This is a genomic window from Streptomyces sp. Qhu_M48, assembly GCF_051305195.1.
GTDB lineage: Bacteria > Actinomycetota > Actinomycetes > Streptomycetales > Streptomycetaceae > Streptomyces.
In genome coordinates this window covers 646,345-665,756 of record NZ_CP195432.1, presented here as the reverse complement: position 1 = coordinate 665,756, position 19,412 = coordinate 646,345, and the positions used below count along the sequence as shown (strand labels likewise).

General features: G+C 71.7%; 17 protein-coding genes and 1 tRNA gene. 11 read left to right on the top strand and 7 right to left on the bottom strand.

Annotated features, from left to right (window positions below):
* The first annotated feature begins 73 nt into the window (after positions 1-73).
* The 6 genes from ACRRSS_RS03360 to ACRRSS_RS03335 all read left to right on the top strand — a co-directional run bounded on the left by ACRRSS_RS03360 (position 74) and on the right by ACRRSS_RS03335 (position 4,312).
* Entirely contained in the window at positions 74-1,405 is a 1,332-nt protein-coding gene (locus ACRRSS_RS03360) for a diaminopimelate decarboxylase (RefSeq protein WP_435969727.1), read from the top strand.
* Between the two features lie 100 nt (positions 1,406-1,505).
* Positions 1,506-1,985: an SRPBCC family protein gene (locus ACRRSS_RS03355; RefSeq protein WP_435969726.1), complete on the top strand. Its 480-nt coding sequence runs from the start codon at positions 1,506-1,508 to the stop codon at positions 1,983-1,985.
* A gap of 318 nt (positions 1,986-2,303) precedes the next feature.
* Positions 2,304-2,702 (top strand): hypothetical protein, encoded by a 399-nt coding sequence (locus ACRRSS_RS03350; RefSeq protein ID WP_351908627.1) that lies wholly within the window; start codon positions 2,304-2,306, stop codon positions 2,700-2,702.
* Positions 2,699-3,466, top strand: coding sequence for a transcriptional regulator (locus tag ACRRSS_RS03345; RefSeq protein ID WP_435969725.1), 768 nt, complete (start codon positions 2,699-2,701; stop codon positions 3,464-3,466). The genes ACRRSS_RS03350 and ACRRSS_RS03345 overlap by 4 nt, the downstream gene beginning before the upstream one ends.
* Positions 3,467-3,507: 41 nt before the next feature.
* On the top strand, positions 3,508-3,900 hold the full coding sequence (locus tag ACRRSS_RS03340; RefSeq protein WP_435969724.1) for a roadblock/LC7 domain-containing protein: 393 nt from the start codon (positions 3,508-3,510) through the stop codon (positions 3,898-3,900).
* A 40-nt stretch (positions 3,901-3,940) separates the two neighbouring features.
* Positions 3,941-4,312 (top strand): hypothetical protein, encoded by a 372-nt coding sequence (locus ACRRSS_RS03335; protein WP_435969723.1) that lies wholly within the window; start codon positions 3,941-3,943, stop codon positions 4,310-4,312.
* Between the two features lie 84 nt (positions 4,313-4,396).
* Here ACRRSS_RS03335 and ACRRSS_RS03330 read toward each other — a convergent pair whose 3' ends face one another.
* Both ACRRSS_RS03330 and ACRRSS_RS03325 read right to left on the bottom strand, forming a co-directional pair.
* Positions 4,397-5,242 (bottom strand): MurR/RpiR family transcriptional regulator, encoded by an 846-nt coding sequence (locus ACRRSS_RS03330; protein WP_435969722.1) that lies wholly within the window; start codon positions 5,240-5,242, stop codon positions 4,397-4,399.
* A 449-nt stretch (positions 5,243-5,691) separates the two neighbouring features.
* On the bottom strand, positions 5,692-7,080 hold the full coding sequence (locus ACRRSS_RS03325; RefSeq protein WP_435969721.1) for a cystathionine beta-synthase: 1,389 nt from the start codon (positions 7,078-7,080) through the stop codon (positions 5,692-5,694).
* Between the two features lie 104 nt (positions 7,081-7,184).
* Between ACRRSS_RS03325 and ACRRSS_RS03320 the strand changes: the two genes are divergently transcribed.
* The 3 genes from ACRRSS_RS03320 (at position 7,185) to ACRRSS_RS03310 (ending at position 10,783) form a co-directional block, all read left to right on the top strand.
* Positions 7,185-8,222, top strand: coding sequence for an SGNH/GDSL hydrolase family protein (locus ACRRSS_RS03320; RefSeq protein ID WP_435969720.1), 1,038 nt, complete (start codon positions 7,185-7,187; stop codon positions 8,220-8,222).
* Between the two features lie 111 nt (positions 8,223-8,333).
* Positions 8,334-9,554 (top strand): acetyl-CoA C-acetyltransferase, encoded by a 1,221-nt coding sequence (locus ACRRSS_RS03315; protein WP_435969719.1) that lies wholly within the window; start codon positions 8,334-8,336, stop codon positions 9,552-9,554.
* A gap of 374 nt (positions 9,555-9,928) precedes the next feature.
* Complete coding sequence (locus ACRRSS_RS03310) at positions 9,929-10,783, top strand: hypothetical protein (protein WP_435969718.1); 855 nt, start codon at positions 9,929-9,931, stop codon at positions 10,781-10,783.
* Between the two features lie 16 nt (positions 10,784-10,799).
* Here ACRRSS_RS03310 and ACRRSS_RS03305 read toward each other — a convergent pair whose 3' ends face one another.
* The 3 genes from ACRRSS_RS03305 to ACRRSS_RS03295 form a co-directional block, all read right to left on the bottom strand.
* The gene (locus tag ACRRSS_RS03305; protein ID WP_435969717.1) at positions 10,800-11,129 is read right to left on the bottom strand and encodes a hypothetical protein; all 330 of its coding nucleotides are present in this window, start codon (positions 11,127-11,129) and stop codon (positions 10,800-10,802) included.
* Positions 11,130-11,253: 124 nt separating this feature from the next.
* Positions 11,254-12,156, bottom strand: a complete 903-nt coding sequence (locus tag ACRRSS_RS03300; protein WP_435969716.1) for a Bax inhibitor-1/YccA family protein — start codon at positions 12,154-12,156, stop codon at positions 11,254-11,256.
* A gap of 188 nt (positions 12,157-12,344) precedes the next feature.
* Positions 12,345-12,429: transfer RNA gene (locus tag ACRRSS_RS03295), tRNA-Leu, on the bottom strand.
* 374 nt (positions 12,430-12,803) lie between these two features.
* Between ACRRSS_RS03295 and ACRRSS_RS03290 the strand changes: the two genes are divergently transcribed.
* Positions 12,804-13,574 (top strand): ABC transporter ATP-binding protein, encoded by a 771-nt coding sequence (locus ACRRSS_RS03290; protein WP_435969715.1) that lies wholly within the window; start codon positions 12,804-12,806, stop codon positions 13,572-13,574.
* A gap of 90 nt (positions 13,575-13,664) precedes the next feature.
* Positions 13,665-16,196, top strand: a complete 2,532-nt coding sequence (locus tag ACRRSS_RS03285; RefSeq protein WP_435969714.1) for an ABC transporter permease — start codon at positions 13,665-13,667, stop codon at positions 16,194-16,196.
* A 58-nt stretch (positions 16,197-16,254) separates the two neighbouring features.
* Here the strand turns inward: ACRRSS_RS03285 and ACRRSS_RS03280 are convergent, their stop codons facing one another.
* Positions 16,255-17,565 (bottom strand): class I SAM-dependent methyltransferase, encoded by a 1,311-nt coding sequence (locus ACRRSS_RS03280; RefSeq protein ID WP_435969713.1) that lies wholly within the window; start codon positions 17,563-17,565, stop codon positions 16,255-16,257.
* A gap of 172 nt (positions 17,566-17,737) precedes the next feature.
* Positions 17,738-19,126, bottom strand: a complete 1,389-nt coding sequence (locus ACRRSS_RS03275) for an NAD(P)/FAD-dependent oxidoreductase (protein WP_435969712.1) — start codon at positions 19,124-19,126, stop codon at positions 17,738-17,740.
* Positions 19,127-19,412 lie beyond the last annotated feature (286 nt).

Below are 19,412 nucleotides of genomic sequence, written 5' to 3'. Positions count from 1 at the left end.
TTCGGATATTCACATCCTGGCGGCATGAATAGTTGTAGTCAACCGCTGCGGCACCACCCGTCCCGGTGATGGGATGGACCGCATGGCCTCCTCCCGTCGCGATCTCGCCGTCCGAGCCTCCGTCGATCAGGGGCTCCTCTCCCCCGCCGAACCCGTCGTCGCCCTCCTCGACACCGCCGGCATCCGCGCCTCCGCCGCCGCCCTGACCAGCGCGTTCGCCGCCGTCACCGACGCCCCCGTGCTCCACGCCTTCGCCGTCAAGGCCACCCCGCTCGTCCCCGTCCTGCGGCTGCTCCACGAGGCCGGACTCGGCGTCGAGGTCGCCAGCCCCGGCGAGCTGGCCCTCGCCCGCGCCGCCGGGATCCCACCCGCCCGGACCGTGCTCGACTCCCCCGCCAAGACCCCGGCCGAGCTGCGCCAGGCCCTCGCGCTCGGCGTCGCCGTCAACGCCGACAACCTCCAGGAGCTGGCCAGGCTCGACGCGCTCGTCGCCTCCGCGCCCACCGCCTCACCTCTCGGACTCCGGGTGAACCCGCAGGTCGGAGCGGGTTCCATCGGCGCCCTCTCGACCGCGACCGCCACCTCCAAGTTCGGCGTGGCGCTGCGCGACGAGGGCGCCCGCAAGGCCGTCGTCCAGGCCTTCCTGGAGCGCCCCTGGCTGACCCGGCTGCACACCCACACCGGCTCCCAGGGCGTACCGCTCGCCCTGATGGCCGAAGGCGTCGGGGAGGCGTACGCGCTCGCCGAGGAGATCAACAGAACGGCCGGGCGGCAGCAGGTCGACACCCTCGACATCGGCGGCGGGCTCCCGGTGAACTTCGCCTCCGACGAGGAGACGCCGACGTACGCCGAGTACGCCCGGCTGCTCGCCGACACCGTCCCCGGCCTCTTCGACGGCCGCTACGGCCTGGTGACCGAGTTCGGCCGTTCGCTCCTCGCCAAGCACGGCACGGTCCTCGCCCGGGTGGAGTACACGAAGACCTCCGGGGGCCGCCCGATCGCCGTCACCCACGCGGGCGTGCAGCTGGCCACCCGTACGGTCTACGCCCCCGAGTCCTGGCCGCTGCGGATCCTCGCGTACGACTCCGCGGGCCGCCCCCGCACCGGGGAGACCACCGTCCAGGACGTGGCGGGGCCCGCCTGCTTCGCCGGGGACCTGCTCGCCACGGGCCGCGCGCTGCCGCCGCTGCGCCAGGGCGACGTGGTGGCCGTGCCGGACACCGGCGCGTACTACTTCGCCCACCACTACGCGTACAACAGCCTGCCCCGGCCGGGCGTCCACGGCTTCACGGTGTCCGAGGACGGGGCGGTGGCCTTCACGACCGTACGGAAGCCCCAGACGGTCGCGGAGATCGTGGCGGAGTCGGGCGGGGCGCAGGCGGACGCGCTCGTCCGGCGGGGATGAGGCGGAGTGGCCATGGAGCCCCCGCGGCACGGGGCGGGACGGAGGCGTCCGGGTGGTCCGTCCGGTCGCGCGGGTCCCGGCGTCCCGCTTCGATGAAGCCATGACTGGAACCGGTACGGACACCACATCCGTCGTCGTCGAGCGCCGGGTCGACGCCTCCCCCGGGCGGGTCTGGGAGTCGATCACCGACCTGCGGGACATGCCCCGCGTCCTCTCGGGCGTCGAGAAGGTCGAGGTGCTCACCGAGGGCGGCTTCGGCGTCGGCACCCGCTGGCGCGAGACCCGGCGGATGCTCGGCAAGGAGGCCACCGAGGAGATGACGGTGACGGAGTGCGAGCCGCCCGACCGGTACGTCACGGTCGCCGACTCGCACGGCATGCACTACGTCTCCGAGCTCACCCTGGTGCCCGACGGAACGGGGGCGACCACCCTGCGGATGACGTTCTCCGCGCGGCCCGCCCACGGCCGGAAGCCGGGACTCCTCGGCCGGCTGATGACCCGCTTCGGCGCGAAGGCCGTCGCCAAGGCCCTCACGAAGGACCTGAACGACATCGCGAAGGCCGTGGAGTCCAGGGCCTGAGGCCCGGCCGCACGGACGGACCGACGGGCGGCAGCACGGACGGGCCCACGGACCGTCTCCCGCACGGGCCGGCGGGCGGCAGCACGGACGGGCCGCCGAGCGGCCTCGCGCACGGGCCCGCGGACGGCCTCGCGCACGGCGTCACGGACGGCCCGGTGGCCGACCTGACAGAGGACCACGGCGTCCGACAGGCCAAATCCCGTCAGACGCTGGCATGTTCCGATGGAAAATGCCAGAACGGCTCCCGAGGAGCGCTGCGTTCAGTAACGTCGCCGTCACTGCCGCACGTTCGCACGCCGCATCGGGAGGGGAATCCACGTGCCCGGAATCGACGAGTGCCTTCTGGAGGCCATGGCCCTGCCGGGCGCTCGCGGGGCCTCCCTGGTCGACTGGACCAGCGGGCTCGCCCTCGGGACGGCGGGTGACTCACCGGTCGGCGACCACGAGACGACGGCCGCCGAGACCGCCGAACTCGCCCGCTCGGCAGCCGAGTTCGACACCTTCGTCGCGGCCGGCGACACCCCAGGGGAGCCCGGGGCCCCACCCGTCGAGGACCTCATCGTCACCACCCGTGCCGGCTACCACGTCATCCGCTTCGTCGAGACCTCCTTCGACAGCAGCGTCTTCCTCCATCTCTGGCTCGACCGCGCTACCGGCAACCTCGCCCTGGCCCGCATACGGCTCCGCGACCTCGCCGAGAGGCTGGTCCTCGGATGAGCGCCGTCGCCGCCCCCGTCTCCCCCATGCTGGTCCGGCTCGCCGCCGAGAAGGCCACCGGAGCCCTGCTGCGCGACCACGGCACCCTCTACCTCGTCGACGGCCGGGTCGTGCACGCCGAGAGCCCCGCCTCCCCCGGCGTCGACGTCCTCCTGACCACCGGCGGACGCCTCCCCCGCGAGGGCTGGGACGAGGCCGTCGACCGGGCCGGGGCCCACCGCGCCGTCGGCCGCTTCCTCGTCGACAGCGGCCGGCTCCACGACGGCGAACTGGAGATCTGCCACCTCGGCGCCGTCTTCGACGCGGCCTTCTTCGCCCTCTCCCCCACCAGCGGACCGACCCGCTTCCGGTACGGGGTGGGGCACTGGTTCGGGACGGTGCGGCCGGTCTCCGCCGAGGCCGTCGAGCGCGAGACGGTACGCCGCCGCGAACTCCTCGACGCCGTCTGGCCGTACGCCTCCGTGGACACCGCCCCGGTCGTGCCGCGCCCCGCCGCCCCCGGTCAGACCGTGGGAGTGCGCCAGCGCGCGTTGCTCGCCGCCGCGGACGGCGAGCGGACCCCGGCGGAGCTGGCCCGGCTGCTCGGCAGGCCCGCCTTCCACACCCTCCTCGACGTCCGGCGGCTCGCCGCCGCCGGACTCGTCGAGACGCCGCTCGATCCCGCCCCCACGCCACCGCCACCCCCCTTACCGGCCCTGCCGGTGGCCGATCCCGACATCGCCCTGCTGCGCCGGCTCCGTGACGCCCTGGAGGCACACCTGTGATGAGGCGTGCCCTGCGCCTGCGCGCCGAAAGGAAACAGCTCATGACGGCAGAAGCCGAGGTCCTCGGCGAGCTCAGACGGCTACGGGCCCGGCTCCCCCAGCTCACCGGAGCCCTGGCGGCCAGCGCCGACGGGCTCGTCCTCGCCCACGACACCGTGGACGGCGAGGCGGAGAGCGTGGCCGCGCTGACGGCGGCGGCGCTCGGCGTCGGCCAGCGGCTGACGGAGTCCACCGGCCAGGGGCGCTTCCGCGAACTGCTGGTGCGGGGCGAGAGCGGCTACGTGGCGACGTACGCGGCGGGCGGCTCGGCCGTCCTCACGCTGCTCGCGGAACCCCGGATCAACGTCGGGCGACTCCACCTGGAGGCCCGCAGGTCCAGCGTCCGGATAGGCGAACTCGTCGACGGAGCGCTGGAACGCAGAGACCTGAACTGAACCCGTCCGAACAGCTCACCCGAAAAGGAAGTACGACACCATGGCGAACACCGAGACCGCCCTCAAGGAAGCCACCACGATCGACGGCGCCATCGGCGCGGCCCTCGTCGACTACACCAGCGGCATGGCGCTCGGCACGATCGGCGGCGGCAAGGAGCTCGACCTCAACGTGGCCGCGGCCGGCAACACCGACGTCGTCCGGGCCAAGGTCCGGGCGATGGAGATGCTGGGGCTCGACGACGAGATCGAGGACATCCTGATCACCCTCGGCAAGCACTACCACCTGATCCGGCTGCTCAAGGGACGCGGCACCAACGGCCTCTTCCTCTACCTGGCCCTGGACAAGAGCCGGGCGAACCTGGCGATGGCCCGCCACCAGCTGAAGAAGATCGAGACCGAGCTGGACGTCTGACCTCCCGCTCCCCCGCGCGTCGGAGGGGCCGCCGGAGCCCCGCTCGACGGGCGGGCTCCGCGCCTACTCGACGAAGAGGCCCCGCTACTCGACGAAGAGGCCCCGCGCCGCCGCCTTCGCGTCGAACTCCTCCAGCCGCGCCTGCGCGTCCGGGAGTTCGTCCGCCATGGCCTCCAGGAGGACCCGGCCGAGCATCATCGGCGCGCAGGCGGTGTCGAAAGCGAGCCCGGTGCCGACGGCGGCCGGGATGAGCAGGTCGCTGTGGGCGGCGACGGGCGCGAACGCCGACTCGGCGACGGTCACGACCGTGAGCCCGGCCGCCCGCGCGTACTCCAGGGCCTCGACGACCTCCCGCGGGTGCCGGGGCAGCGCGAAGCACAGCAGGGCCGAGGCCCCGGCCCGCACGACCGCGTCGACGCGGTCCGTGAGCATCGAGCCGGCCTCGTCGAGGAGCCGGACGTCGGGGTGCACCTTGGCGGCGAAGTAGGCGAAGCCGCGCGCCTGTGACGAGGCGGCCCGCAGTCCCAGCACGGGCAGCGGGCGGGAGCGGGCGAGCAGCCGGCCGGCCCGCTCGACGGGCGCGGGGTCGGCGAGCACTCCGGCGAGGTGCCGGAGGTTCTCGATCTCGGCGAGCACGGCCTGCTGGTACTCGTTGAGCGCCTCGCCCCCGCCCCCGCCCGCGTCGGGCTCGGAGGGCGTGACCTCGCGCAGGTGGCGGCGGAGCGCCGGGTAGCCGTCGAAACCGAGGGCGACGGCGAAGCGGGTGACGGAGGGCTGACTGACCCCGGCGAGGTCGGCGAGTTCGACGCTGGACAGGAACGGCACGTCCGCGGCGCGCCGCACCATGGAGTGCGCGATGCGCCGCTGGGTCGGGGTCAGCCGGTGCCCCTCGAAGAGCGCCTGCAGCCGGCCGGCCGCGCTGTCGCTCATGCCGCCCGCCCCCTCTCGCCTATTCATCCACACACGGGTGTGCATAAGGATATGCAGGCGGGGGCGGGGAGGACCAGTCCCGGACACGGCTCCACGACGACATCGGGCCCCCCGCCGAAGCGGGGGGCCCGATGTCGTCGTGGCGTGTGACACGCCACGAGGTGGTCTGCGCGGGGACCGCCGCACCCCCGTTTCACCGGGGGGCGGGACGACGGCGGTCCCCGCGAGGACACGGGCCCGGGTCAGGGCCGGTCGCCGCGTCCGTGGCGTCGTCAGGAGGTCCGGGAGCCGCTCCGGAGGTCCGTGACGCCGACAACCACCAATGTGCCGGACGTGTGTTAAGCCGGTGCTGCGCGAACGTGTCGCGCTCGTACCGATTGCGCGAACGCGCCCGCGCGACCCGGCCCGCCGCCGCCCGCGCGGGCGGGTGCGCGGGCTGGTGCCCGGTGCTACCTCGTGCCGCCGTTGGCCAGGAAGGCCAGCAGGTCCTGGCGGCTCACGACACCGGTCGGCTTGCCCTCGACCAGGACGATCGCCGCGTCGGCGGACTCGCCGAGGACGGACATCAGGTCGGCGACCGGCTCGCCGGAGCCGACCTGCGGCAGCGGCGCGCTCATGTGGCGCTCCAGCGGGTCCTCCAGGGAGGCCCGCTGGGTGAAGAGCGCGTCGAGGAGCTCGCGCTCGACGACCGAGCCGACGACCTCGGCGGCCATCACGTCGGGGTGGCCGGCGCCGGGCTTCACGATGGGCATCTGGGAGACGCCGTACTCGCGGAGCACCTCGATCGCCTGGCCGACGGTCTCGTCCGGGTGCATGTGGACGAGGGAGGGCATGACGCCCTCCTTGTGGCGCAGGACGTCCGCGACGGTGGCGGTGGAGGTGTCCTCCAGGAAGCCGTAGTCGGCCATCCACTCGTCGTTGAAGATCTTGGACATGTAGCCGCGGCCGGAGTCCGGCAGCAGGACGACGACGACGTCGTCGGGACCGAGCTCCTTGGCGACCTCCAGGGCCGCGACGACGGCCATGCCGCAGGAGCCGCCGACGAGGAGGCCCTCCTCCTTGGCGAGGCGGCGGGTCATCTGGAACGAGTCCTTGTCGGACACGGCGACGATCCGGTCCGTGACGTTCCGGTCGTAGGCGGTCGGCCAGAAGTCCTCACCGACGCCCTCGACGAGGTACGGGCGCCCGGAGCCGCCGGAGTAGACCGAGCCCTCCGGGTCGGCGCCGACGACCTTCACGGAGCCGTCGCTGACCTCCTTGAGGTAGTTGCCCGTGCCGGAGATGGTGCCGCCGGTGCCGACGCCCGCCACGAAGTGGGTGATCCTCCCCTCCGTCTGCTCCCAGAGCTCGGGACCGGTGGTCTCGTAGTGGGAGCGCGGGTTGTTCGGGTTGGAGTACTGGTCGGGCTTCCAGGCACCGGGCGTCTCACGGACGAGGCGGTCCGAGACGTTGTAGTACGAGTCCGGGTGCTCCGGGTCGACCGCGGTGGGGCAGACGACGACCTCGGCGCCGTACGCCCGCAGTACGTTGATCTTGTCGAGGGACACCTTGTCGGGGCAGACGAAGATGCACTTGTAGCCCTTCCGCTGGGCCACGATCGCCAGGCCGACGCCGGTGTTGCCGGACGTGGGCTCGACGATGGTGCCACCGGGCTTGAGCTCACCGCTCTGCTCGGCCGCCTCGATCATCCGCAGGGCGATCCGGTCCTTGACCGAGCCTCCGGGGTTGAAGTACTCGACCTTGGCCAGGACGGTCGCCTGAATACCCGCTGTGACGTTGTTGAGCTTCACCAGCGGGGTGTTGCCGACGAGGCTGATCATCGAGTCGTGGAATTGCACCGTAATCTCCGGGGTCTCCGTAATGGTGTGGCCAGCGTATGCGTAGTCGGAGCGGGTTACGGGGCAGTTAGACCCTGAACGGCTTGAAGGAGGTGACGGCCCCCATGTCGAGGGCGAGGGTGGCACGGCGGATCGCCGCGGGTGCGGCGTACGGCGGCGGGAGCATCGGACTGCTCGGAGTGGCGGCGGTGGGTGTCCTGCTGGCCGAGATGCAGATCGCGAAGCGGACGGTGGGCGGCGGGGCGGCTCCGCTGCCGCCGGGGGCGGACGGTCTGTACGGCCGCGCGTTCGGCGCGGACGACCCGCTGCGGCTGGCCCTTCTGGGTGATTCCACGGCGGCGGGTCAGGGGGTGCGCCGCTCCGGCCAGACTCCGGGCGCGCTGCTCGCCTCCGGGCTCGCGGCGGTGGCGGAGCGGCCGGTGGTCCTGCGGAACGTGGCCCTGTCGGGGGCGCGCTCGGACGACCTGGAGCGCCAGGTGTCGCTGCTGCTCGCCCAGCCCCTGGGGCCGCCGGACGTCTGCGTGATCATGATCGGCGCGAACGACGTGACGCACCGCCTGCCGCCCACGGAGTCGGTACGGCTCCTGGCGTCGGCGGTGCGGCGGCTGCGGACGGCCGGGGCGGAGGTGGTGGTCGGGACCTGCCCGGACCTGGGGACCATCGAGCCGGTCTACCAGCCGCTGCGCTGGCTGGCCCGGCGGGCCTCCCGGCAGCTCGCGGCGGCGCAGACGATCGTGGTGGTGGAGCAGGGCGGCCGGACGGTGTCGGTCGGCGACCTCCTCGGCCCCGAGTTCGCTGAGAACCCGCGCGAGATGTTCGGGGTGGACAACTTCCACCCGTCGGCGGAGGGGTACGCGACGGCGGCGATGGCCATGCTCCCGACGCTGTGCGCGGCGCTCGGCGTGTGGCCGGAGACCGACCGCCTGGAGCCGACGCGGCGGGAGAACATGCTGCCGGTGGCCCAGGCGGCGGCGGAGGCGGTGAAGGAGGCGGGCACCGAGGTGACGGGCGCACGGGCGCCCTGGGCCCTGCTCAAGCACCGTCGCAGGCGGCGCCTGCCGGTGCCCGCGGAAGTCGGCTCGGAGGGGGTGACCGAGGGGCCGGCGGCGTCCACGGCCCCGGCCGACCCCGCCACCAACTGAGCGTCCGCTTAGAAAAGAGGCCACCGTCACACCGTCAGGGCGGTGACCCCTGCGGTACGTACGGGTAACTTCCCTTTCAGTCCGCCCACTCCGCACCCTCATGGAGCCGTGATGCCCGAAGCCGTGATCGTCTCGACCGCCCGCTCGCCCATCGGCCGGGCCTTCAAGGGCTCCCTCAAGGACCTGCGGCCGGACGACCTCACCGCCACCATCGTCCAGGCCGCCCTGGCCAAGGTGCCGGAGCTCGACCCGCGCGACATCGACGACCTGATGCTGGGCTGCGGCCTGCCGGGCGGCGAGCAGGGCAACAACCTGGGCCGCATCGTCGCCGTGCAGATGGGCATGGACCACCTGCCGGGCTGCACGGTCACCCGCTACTGCTCCTCCTCGCTGCAGACCTCCCGCATGGCGCTGCACGCGATCAAGGCGGGCGAGGGCGACGTCTTCGTCTCGGCCGGTGTCGAGATGGTGTCCCGCTTCGTGAAGGGCAACTCGGACTCGCTGCCCGACACGCACAACCCGTTCTTCGCCGAGGCCGAGGCCCGCACCGCCGAGGTCGCCGCCTCCGAGGGCTCCACCTGGCACGACCCGCGCGAGGACGGCGTCGTCCCGGACGCGTACATCGCCATGGGCCAGACCGCCGAGAACCTGGCCCGCCTCAAGGGCATCAGCCGTCAGGAGATGGACGAGTTCGGCGTACGGTCGCAGAACCTCGCCGAGCAGGCCATCAAGAACGGCTTCTGGGAGCGCGAGATCACCCCGGTGACGCTGCCGGACGGCACCGTCGTCTCCGCGGACGACGGCCCGCGCGCCGGCGTCACCCTGGAGGGCGTGCAGGGCCTCAAGCCGGTCTTCCGCCCCGACGGCCTGGTCACGGCCGCCAACTGCTGCCCGCTCAACGACGGCGCCGCCGCGCTCGTGATCATGTCGGACACGAAGGCCCGCGAGCTCGGCCTGACCCCGCTCGCCCGCATCGTCTCCACCGGCGTCTCCGGCCTCTCCCCCGAGATCATGGGCCTCGGCCCGGTCGAGGCGTCGAAGCAGGCCCTCAAGCGCGCCGGCCTCACCATCGGCGACATCGACCTGGCCGAGATCAACGAGGCCTTCGCCGCCCAGGTCATCCCGTCCTACCAGGACCTGGGCCTGGACCTGGACAAGGTGAACGTCAACGGTGGCGCCATCGCCGTCGGCCACCCCTTCGGCATGACCGGCGCCCGGATCACCGGCACGCTGATCAACAGCCTGCAGTTCCACGACAAGCAGTTCGGCCTGGAGACGATGTGCGTCGGCGGCGGCCAGGGCATGGCCATGGTCGTCGAGCGGCTGAGCTGAGCCGCAGCGGAGGGTAGGGGTCGCCCGAGGGACGAGGGCGGCACCTGCCCGCAGCGGAGGCGAAGCGAAGCGTGAGCGAGAAGGCGAGCGCCTGAGCTGACGTAGCGGAGGGTGTCCGCGTGAACACCCGTTCTCCCCACGACCCGGGCGTCAACCGCCCCGCGTCCGAGCCGTGACCGAATCTCCCCCAGGATGTGACCTTTATCCCGGGGGAGTTCGTTTTCCCAGGTCAGAGCCGTTTCGGGACTAAACACCTGGCAGAAATACCTGTCCAATTCGTGACGTAATGCACTGACAGCGGGCCCCGGCCCAGGACAAGCTGATGTAGGAAGTCGGGGGATCGACTCGGAATCGGGAGTACGTCAGTGAGCGCCATGCCTCTTGCCCTGCTGCTGACCACGGCCGCTGCCACGGCCGTGGGCGCTGCCGCCCTGCACGCCGTCCACGGTCTCCGCAAGCAGGTCACCGCCCTGCGGAGCGAACTGGCGGCCGGGCACGGCGTCACGGTCCCCGCGGCCCGCACCGCCACGCCCGCCGCCGAGATACGGGCCGCGGTCACGGAGGCGCTGGCCGAGGAGCGCGAGCGCGAGCTCGCCGAGGCGCGGGCCTTCTGGGCCGCGCAGGAGGCCCGGGACGCGGCCGACGCCCCGTCCCTGCTCGGCGGTCTCGGCGGCCCGGCCGACGACGGCTCCTTCTTCGTCCCGCGCCAGGCCGACTTCGTGGGCCTTGAGGCGATGGCCCTGGAGGCCATGGAGGCGGAGGCGGCCGCGCTCGACGGTGCCGACGCGTTCGACGCGCTCGACCCGGTCGACGCCTTCGACGAGTACCCCGAGTACCCCGAGGACTCCGTGGAGCTGGCCGCGGCCCGCCGCCGCCACCCCTCGCACCCGGACTTCGTGCCGGTGCAGACGCCCGTCGTCACCGACCACGAGCGGACGGTGGCCCGCCTGGAGGAGCTGGCGGACACCCGCACGGCGCTGACCGACGTGCGCCCGGGCCCGCTCGGCACGCTCGACGTGTACGTCTTCGCGGACGGCACGACGCTCTGTATGACCCCGGGGCACCGCGAGACCGCGGAACGCCTCGCGGAGGCCCTGCGCGGCGGCCGCACGCCGGTACTGCTCGGCGGCTCGGGCGTCTCGGGAGCCTTCGCCCTGACCTTCTCGTACGGCGAGTCCGACGAGGAGAACGTCTACATCCTGGCGGACCGCGTCATCGCGTCCCTCTGAGCCCTTCCCGCACGGGCTAGAGACCCGAGCGCGCCGCCGCGTCACGTACCAGCCTCACGGCCTCTGCCAGTTCCCCCTCGCGGGAGTCGGCCGGGGCCGTTCGAAGGATTTCGGCCAAATCCGTGCCGGCGACGAGCAGCTGATCGGCCACGGTGAAGACGCCCGCGTCCGGCATCGTCCTCGGCTCCCGTTCCGGGTCCTCGGCGCGCTGGGCGCGCAGGGCGAGCTCGCGGGCGAGGGCGAGCCCCTCGGCCGCCGCACCGCGCTGGAGACGGCTCTGCGGGGCGGCCCGCAGCCGGTCGGCGAGGCGTTCGACGGCGGCGGTCAGTTCACTCGTATCGCGCACCCGGTGACCCTATGCGCCGCCCCGGCCCCCTGGCCAACGGGCACCGCCCCCGGCACGGCGGGCACACGGAAGGGCCCGCCCGGCGCGGAGCCGGACGGGCCCTTCCCCCGAGTCACTCGGTACGTCAGTCGTCGCCCTGCAGGATCGACAGCAGACGCAGCATCTCCAGGTAGATCCACACCAGGGTCATGGTGAGACCGAAGGCGGCCAGCCAGGCCTCCTCGCGCGGCGCGCCGTAGTTCACGCCGTCCTCGACCTGCTTGAAGTCGAGGGCGAGGAAGCAGGCGCCCAGGATGACGCCGATGACACCGAAGAGGATGCCGAGGCCGCCGCTGCGGAAGCCGAGGCCGTCACCGCCGGCGAAGACGGCGAAGAGCAGGTTCACCACCATGAGCAGCATGAAGCCCATGGCGGCGGCCATCACGAAGCCGTAGAAACGGCGGTTGACGCGGATCCAGCCCATCTTGTAGGCGATCAGGACACCGGCGAAGACCGCCATGGTGCCCAGGACCGCCTGCATGACCACGCCGTCGGCGATGTACGTCGAGACGGCGGCCGAGATCACGCCGAGGAAGACGCCCTCGAAGGCCGCGTAGCTCAGGATCAGCGCGGGGGACGGCTTGCGCTTGAAGGACTGCACCATCGCCAGGACGAAGGCGACCAGGGCGGCGCCGATGGCGATGCCGTAGGACTTGCCCAGGTTGGCCGAGTCGACCGGCAGCAGGAACCAGGACAGGACGGCGGTGAGGACGACCGTGCCGAGCGTCATGGCCGTACGGCTCACGACGTCGTCGATGGTCATCACATTGCCGCGGGCCTGCTGCGGGGCGCCGAGCTGCGTGTCCTGCGGGGCGTACGGGTTCGTCGCGTACGGGTTCGTCGTGCCCTCGGCGTACGGGGTGCCGGTGGCGTACGGGTTCGCTCCGACGGCGGGGCCCCCGGCCTGCGACTGCTGGCCGTTGAAGCCCGCGGTGCCGTTGTCGCGGCTGAACCCCCGACGCGAGAAGACCGGGTTGCTGCTCCTCATCTCACTCCTCCATGGCGTGCCGCACGTGCGCGGCCTCGCGTCAAGAGTAATGCGTAGGCAAAAGAAACTCTCTAGTGCTCGGGGAGGATCTTTTCCCGCGACTTCTCGATCGTCTTCGCCCGTCGGCGGGGGTCACCCGAGGAGTGCGGCCCGTGGCCGCGGAAGCGGCTGCCGCACCGGCGAAACCGTGGTGCCCGGAACCGGACTCGAACCGGTACGGCCCGAAGGCCAGCGAGGTTTAAGCTCGCCGTGTCTGCATTCCACCATCCGGGCGTCGCGAAGCTCCGCGTTGGCACATGAGCCTATCGGGACGCTTCCCCCGTTCAGCGGAACATCGGCCAGATGTTGTCTTATTTTATTGACGTCTGAGGGTGCGTCAGTGCAGGTGGGGGCCTTTTCGCCGAACTGTGACAGGGGTCGCAGGCGCAAAGCCGTACCCCCTGGAATGACGAAAAGTCGTCGCACGTCTGTCACGTCGGCGCGAAGCCGTCCCTCAGGGACGCCGTCATACCAAAGGAGGAGAGTCCGGGCCCCCGGTCCGACTCGAGACTGCCCCGGGAACGGGCACGTGGGCGGACGTCCCGGGCGAGAACGCTCGACACGATGGAGGGGTTCCCGCAGAAGCCCCGCAGTGACAGGAGTCCCTCGTGACCACCACCCCCACCGTGTCCCGCGCCACCGCGGTGGCCGCCCGCGCCTCGGACCTCTCGAAGGTCTACGGCCACGGCGAGACCCAGGTGGTCGCGCTCGACCACGTCACCGTGGACTTCCGCCAGGGCGAGTTCACCGCGATCATGGGCCCCTCCGGCTCCGGCAAGTCGACGCTCATGCACTGCGTCGCCGGCCTGGACTCCTTCTCCTCCGGCTCGGTCCGGATCGGCGAGACGGAGCTCTCCACCCTGAAGGACAAGCAGCTCACCCAGCTCCGCCGGGACAAGATCGGCTTCATCTTCCAGGCCTTCAACCTGCTGCCGACCCTGACGGCCCTGGAGAACATCACGCTGCCGATGGACATCGCCGGCCGCAAGCCCGACAAGCAGTGGGTCCAGCAGGTCATCGACATGCTCGGCCTCTCCGCCCGGCTCAGCCACCGTCCCACCGAGCTCTCCGGCGGCCAGCAGCAGCGCGTGGCCGTGGCCCGCGCCCTCGCCTCCCGCCCCGAGATCATCTTCGGTGACGAGCCGACCGGAAACCTGGACTCCCGCTCCGGCGCCGAGGTCCTCGGCTTCCTCCGCAACTCGGTCCGCGAGCTGGGCCAGACCGTCGTCATGGTCACCCACGACCCGGTGGCCGCCTCCTACGCGGACCGCGTGATCTTCCTCGCCGACGGCCGGATCGTCGACGAGATGCCGCACCCGACGGCGGACGGCGTGCTCGACCGCATGAAGGCCTTCGACGCCAAGGGCCGTACGAGCTGACGCGACGGCGCCGGAACCGGACCCGAACCGGTACGGCCCGCCCCGCCTGCCCCGACCTCCGTCCGCCCCCCCTTTCCTCAGGACACACCCATGCTCCGTACCGCCCTGCGCAACGTCCTCGCGCACAAGGCGAGACTGCTGATGACCGTCCTCGCCGTGATGCTCGGCGTGGCCTTCGTCTCCGGCACCCTCGTCTTCACCGACACCCTCGGCCAGGCCTTCCGCAACCAGTCGGCCAAGAGCTACGACGACGTCGCCGTCGCCGTCGAGATGTACCCGAACCCCGAGGAGGCCCGGAAGACCCCCGGCCTCTCCCAGAAGGACGTCGACACGGTCGCGAAGCTCGACGGGGTCGCCTCCGTCACCCCGCGCGTCGAGGGCTTCGCGGGCGTGCCCGACAGGAACGGCAAGCTGATCGGCGTCGGCTGGTCCAACAAGGGCACCAACTTCGCCCCCGGCGAGAACGGCAAGGACCGCGCGTACACCTTCGCCACGGGTACGGGACCGGTCGAGGACCGGCAGGTCGCACTCGACAAGGACACCGCGGACAAGGGCGGCTACAAGGTCGGCGACACCGTCCGCGTCGCGACCACGGGGCCGGTGAAGGAGTACGAGCTCTCCGGCGTCTTCACCACCGAGGACGGCGCCGTCAACGCCGGCGGCAGCCTCGTCGTCTTCGACTCCTCCGTCGCGCAGAAGCTCTACCTGAAGCCCGGCTACTTCCAGAGCCTGACGGTGGGCGCCGCCCCCGGCGCCACCGACGAGAAGCTCCTCGACGAGGTCCTGAAGGTCGTCCCGAAGGCGGCCACCGCGCAGACCGGCGAGGCCCTCGCCGAGCAGCAGGCCAAGGACATCGAGGCCGGTCTCGGCGCCCTCAACCAGGTGCTCCTCGGCTTCGCGGGCATCGCGCTCTTCGTCGGGATCTTCCTGATCTCCAACACCTTCACCATGCTGGTCGCGCAGCGCACCAAGGAACTCGCCCTGATGCGCGCCGTCGGCGCCTCGCGCAAGCAGATCACCCGCTCCGTCCTCGCCGAGGCCGGTCTGGTCGGCCTGGTCGCCTCCGCCGTGGGCTACCTGCTCGGCATCGGCCTGGCCGTCGGACTCCGCTCGGCCATGAGCGCCTTCGAGATGAAGGTCCCGGGCGGCGACCTGGTCCTCACCGCCACCCCGGCCGTCAGCGCGTTCGCCGTCGGCGTCCTCATCACGATGCTCGCCGCCTGGTTGCCCGGCCGCCGCGCCGCGAAGATCCCGCCGGTCGCCGCCATGAGCAGCGTCCACGCCACCGCGAGCACCAAGTCGCTCGTCGTCCGGAACTCCATCGGCGCGGCGCTCACCGCGCTCGGCGCGGTCCTGATCGTGCTCGGCGCGGGCCAGGGCGGCGACGAGGGCCGCATGCTCATCGCGGGCGGCGCGTTCCTCACCCTCATGGGTGTGATCGTGCTGATCCCGTTCCTGTCCCGGCCCGTGATCGCCGTGATCCGTCCGCTGTTCGTGGGCCTCTTCGGGGTCTCCGGCAAGCTCGCCGGCCTCAACGCGGTCCGCAACCCGCGCCGCACCGGCGCCACCGCCTCCGCACTCGCCATCGGCCTGACCCTCGTGACCGGTCTCTCGGTGCTCGGCGCCACGGTCGGCACGGCCCTCGACAAGGCGACGACCGACCAGATCAAGGCCGACTACATGGTCTCGATGGCCAGCGGCAACAGCCTGAGCGAGGAGGCGCTGACCGCCCTGGAGAAGGCTCCGGGCGTCACCGCGATCTCCCCGCAGCAGGCGGGCGCCCTGGAGATCAAGGGCTCGTACGTCTCGGCCTCCGGTGTCACCCCCGGTGACGTCGAGAAGGTCCTCAAGCTCACCGTCGTGGACGGCTCGCTGTCCTCGCTCGGCAAGGGCGCGATCGCCGTCGACGAGAAGACCGCCACGAAGCGCGGTCTGAAGGTCGGCGACACCGTCCCGGTCGAGTTCCTCGACAAGCGGAAGGACGAGCTGACCGTCGGCGCGGTCTTCGAGCCCAGCGAGTTCGTCTCGCCGGTCCTGATCGACCACAAGCTGGTCACCGCGCACGAGGAGCGGGCGGAGATCCGTCAGATCTTCGTCTCGACCGAGGGCGGCGCGAGCGCGGCCAACGAGCGGGCCCTGGCGAAGGCCATGGGCGACAACCCCGACATCACGGTGATGGACCACAAGGGCATCCGCGACTCCTTCGGCGGCCCGATCAACCTGATGCTGAACATCATGTACGGCCTGCTCGGCATGGCCCTGATCATCGCGGTCCTCGGCGTCGTCAACACCCTCGCGATGTCCGTCTTCGAGCGCCAGCAGGAGATCGGCATGCTGCGGGCGATCGGCCTCGACCGGCGCCGGGTGAAGCGGATGGTCCGTCTGGAGGCCGTGGTCATCTCGGTGTTCGGCGCGGTCGTCGGCATCGGCCTCGGCTCGTTCCTCGGCTGGGCGATCGGCGAGACCATCAAGGACCAGATCCCGGGCTACGCCCTGGTCCTGCCCTGGGACCGGATCGGGATCTTCCTGGTCCTGGCCGCCCTGGTCGGCGTCCTCGCCTCCCTGTGGCCGGCCCGGAGCGCGGCGAAGCTGAACATGCTCTCCGCCATCAAGGCCGCGTAGTCCCCCGACGCCACGAGGGCCGGCCTCCCACCCGGGAGGCCGGCCCTTCGGCGTACCGTCAGCCGGTCCTCTCGTTCCACACGCGCGGTCGCAGCGCCGTCCCGCTCTTCCCCGAGACCGGGGTCTTCACGGCGAGGAACTGGTTCACGCCGATCCGGTTGCGCTCGAAGGAGACGGCGGAGGCCGCCATGTAGAGCCGCCAGATCCGGGCCCGGCCCGGTGAGGTGAGCCGGACCGCCCGGTCCCACTCCCGCTCCAGGTTCGCCACCCAGCGGCGCAGGGTGAGCGCGTAGTGCTCGCGGATCGCCTCGACGTCCCTCACCTCGAAGCCGGCGTCCTCCAGGGTGCTCAGCGTGCGGCCCATGGGGGCGAGTTCGCCGTCGGGGAAGACGTACGCGTCGATGAAGGCGTCGACCTCGTACGCCTCCTCGTCGGGCTCGGGGCGCCGGGAGATCTGGTGGTTGAGCAGCCGTCCGCCGGGCTTGAGGAGCCCGTACAGGGTGTCGGCGTACTCCCGGTACCGGACGGCGCCCACGTGCTCGGCCATGCCGATCGAGGAGATCGCGTCGTACGGGCCGTCCGTGACGTCCCGGTAGTCCTGGACGCGGATCTCGATCCGGTCGGTCAGGCCCTCCTCGGCGATCCGCTTGCGGGCGTACGCGGCCTGCTCGCGGGAGAGGGTGATGCCGACGACCCTGGCCCCGTACTCGCGGGCGGCGTGGAGGGCCATGGAGCCCCAGCCGCAGCCCACGTCGAGGAGCCGGTCGCCCTCCTTGAGGTTCAGCTTGCGGGCGATGAGGTCCAGCTTGTCGCGCTGGGCGTCCTCCAGGGTGCTGTCGGGGCCGTCGGAGGCCCAGTACGCGCACGAGTAGACCATCGACGGGCCGAGGACCAGCTCGTAGAAGTCGTTGCCCACGTCGTAGTGGTGGCTGATCGCCTGCTTGTCGCGGCGGCGGGTGTGCCGGCCGCCGCTGCGGCCGCGCATCTCCTCGGCCGGGGGCTGCGGCGGCGGCAGCGGCCCGGCGAGCCGCAGCAGGGCGCCGGCGGCGGCGCGCAGTCTGGGGTCGCGCGCGGAGGCGAGCAGCCCCCTGGTGTCCTCGACACGGTCCCAGAGCAGGCCCGAAAGCCCGTCCAGGAGTTCGTACAGGTCTCCCTCGACGTCGAGTTCTCCGGCCACCCAGGCGCGGGCCATGCCCAGTTCACCGGGCTTCCAGATCATCCTCCGCAGGGCGCGGCGGTCGCGGACGACCAGGACGGGGCCTCCGGTGGGACCGGCCTCGCTGCCGTCCCAGGCCCGCAGGCGGACCGGGAGCGGTCCTCCGAGGAGTTCCTCGGCGAGGGTCGTCAGCCGCGACGCGGCGTCGGCCATGGTGCACACCTCCGTGATCTCGTGCCCCAGAAATGCTCGTCACCAAGGGAACACCGTCCGTAGGCGTTTACAGTCCCGCCGCAGCGCAATCAGTCGGCAAAACACGCGAAGGGCCGTCCGCACCACGGATGGCGGACGGCCCTTTTACGGCCTTGCGTGTACTGCGGGTGCGCTAGGAGGCCTTGGCCTTCTCCTGCGCCGGGGCGGCCGGTGCGGCCGCCGCGGGGGCGGGCTTGGCCGCCTCGTAGAACTCCTCGCGCGGCGTCTCCATGGCACCCAGGGAGACGACCTCACGCTTGAGGAACATCGCAAGGGTCCAGTCGGCGAAGACGCGGATCTTGCGGTTCCAGGTCGGCATCGCCATGCCGTGGTAGCCACGGTGCATGTACCAGGCGAGACGGCCCTTGAGCTTGATCTTCACCTTGCCCATGACGATCATCGCGACGCCCTTGTGCAGACCGAGTCCGGCCACGGCGCCCTTGTTGGCGTGGCTGTACTCCTTCTGCGGGAAGCCGCGCATGCCGGCCACCACGTTGTCGCCGAGGACCTTGGCCTGGCGCAGGGCGTGCTGGGCGTTCGGCGGGCACCAGGCGTTCGGGTTGCCCGCCTTGCGGCCGACCAGGTCCGGGACCTGGGCGTTGTCGCCCGCGGCCCAGGCGTAGTCGAGGCCGTTGATCTGGAGCTTCTCGTTGCAGTCCACGTGGCCGCGGGGGCCGAGCGGCAGACCGAAGCGGGAGAGCGCCGGGTTCGGCTTCACGCCGGCGGTCCACACGATCGTGTTGGAGTCGACCTCGAGGCCGTTCTTCAGCACGACGTGGCCGTCGACGCAGGAGTCCATGGAGGTCTCGAGGTAGATCTCGATCCCGCGGCTCTCCAGGTGCTCCTTGCCGTACTGGCCGAGCTTGGGGCCGACCTCGGGGAGGATCTTGTCCGCCGCGTCGACGAGGACGAAGCGCATGTCCTCGCGCGACACGTTCTGGTAGTACTTCGAGGCGTCGCGGGCCAGGTCCTCGACCTCACCGATGGTCTCCGCGCCGGCGAAGCCGCCGCCCACGAAGACGAAGGTCAGCGCCTTGCGGCGGACCTCCTCGTCGGTGGTCGAGTCGGCCTTGTCGAGCTGCTCGAGGACGTGGTTGCGCAGGCCGATGGCCTCCTCGATGCCCTTCATGCCGATGCCCTGCTCGGCGAGGCCGGGGATCGGGAAGGTACGGGAGACGGCGCCCATCGCGATGACGAGGTAGTCGAAAGGCAGCTCGTACGCCTCGCCGACGAGCGGCGCGATCGTGGCGACCTTGCGGTCCTGGTCGATGGTGGTGACCCGGCCGGTGAGCACCTCGGCTCCGCGGACGACGCGTCGCAGCGGGACGACGACGTGGCGCGGCGAGATGCTGCCGGCGGCGGCTTCGGGGAGGAAGGGCTGGTAGGTCATGTACGACCGCGGGTCGACGACCGTGACGGTCGCCTCCGCGTAGCGCATCTTCTTGAGGATGCGCCGAGCTGCGTACAGGCCTACGTACCCGCCGCCTACTACGAGGATCCTGGGACGCTCCGTGGTGCTCATGCCATCGAGTATCCACCCCGTCCGAGGGGGGTGCTCGTGCGCCCCTTCACAAGGTCTCCGGGTACCTCTGCTACACTCCGCCGCCCACGTGATCCATGTCATGGTGCTGCAAAGGAACCGGGGTGCGGGGGCGAACGTTGTTCACCCCTTGTGAACTGGCCCGGAGAGCCCCCGTTAACGCTGAACCACGGGGGGCGTTCACGCGAAGGAAACATCGAGCGAATCAGCCCCCGCGCCTGCGAAAGGGCCCCGGGACGCCCCTCGAAGGGCCCAAAGGCCCCCCTCG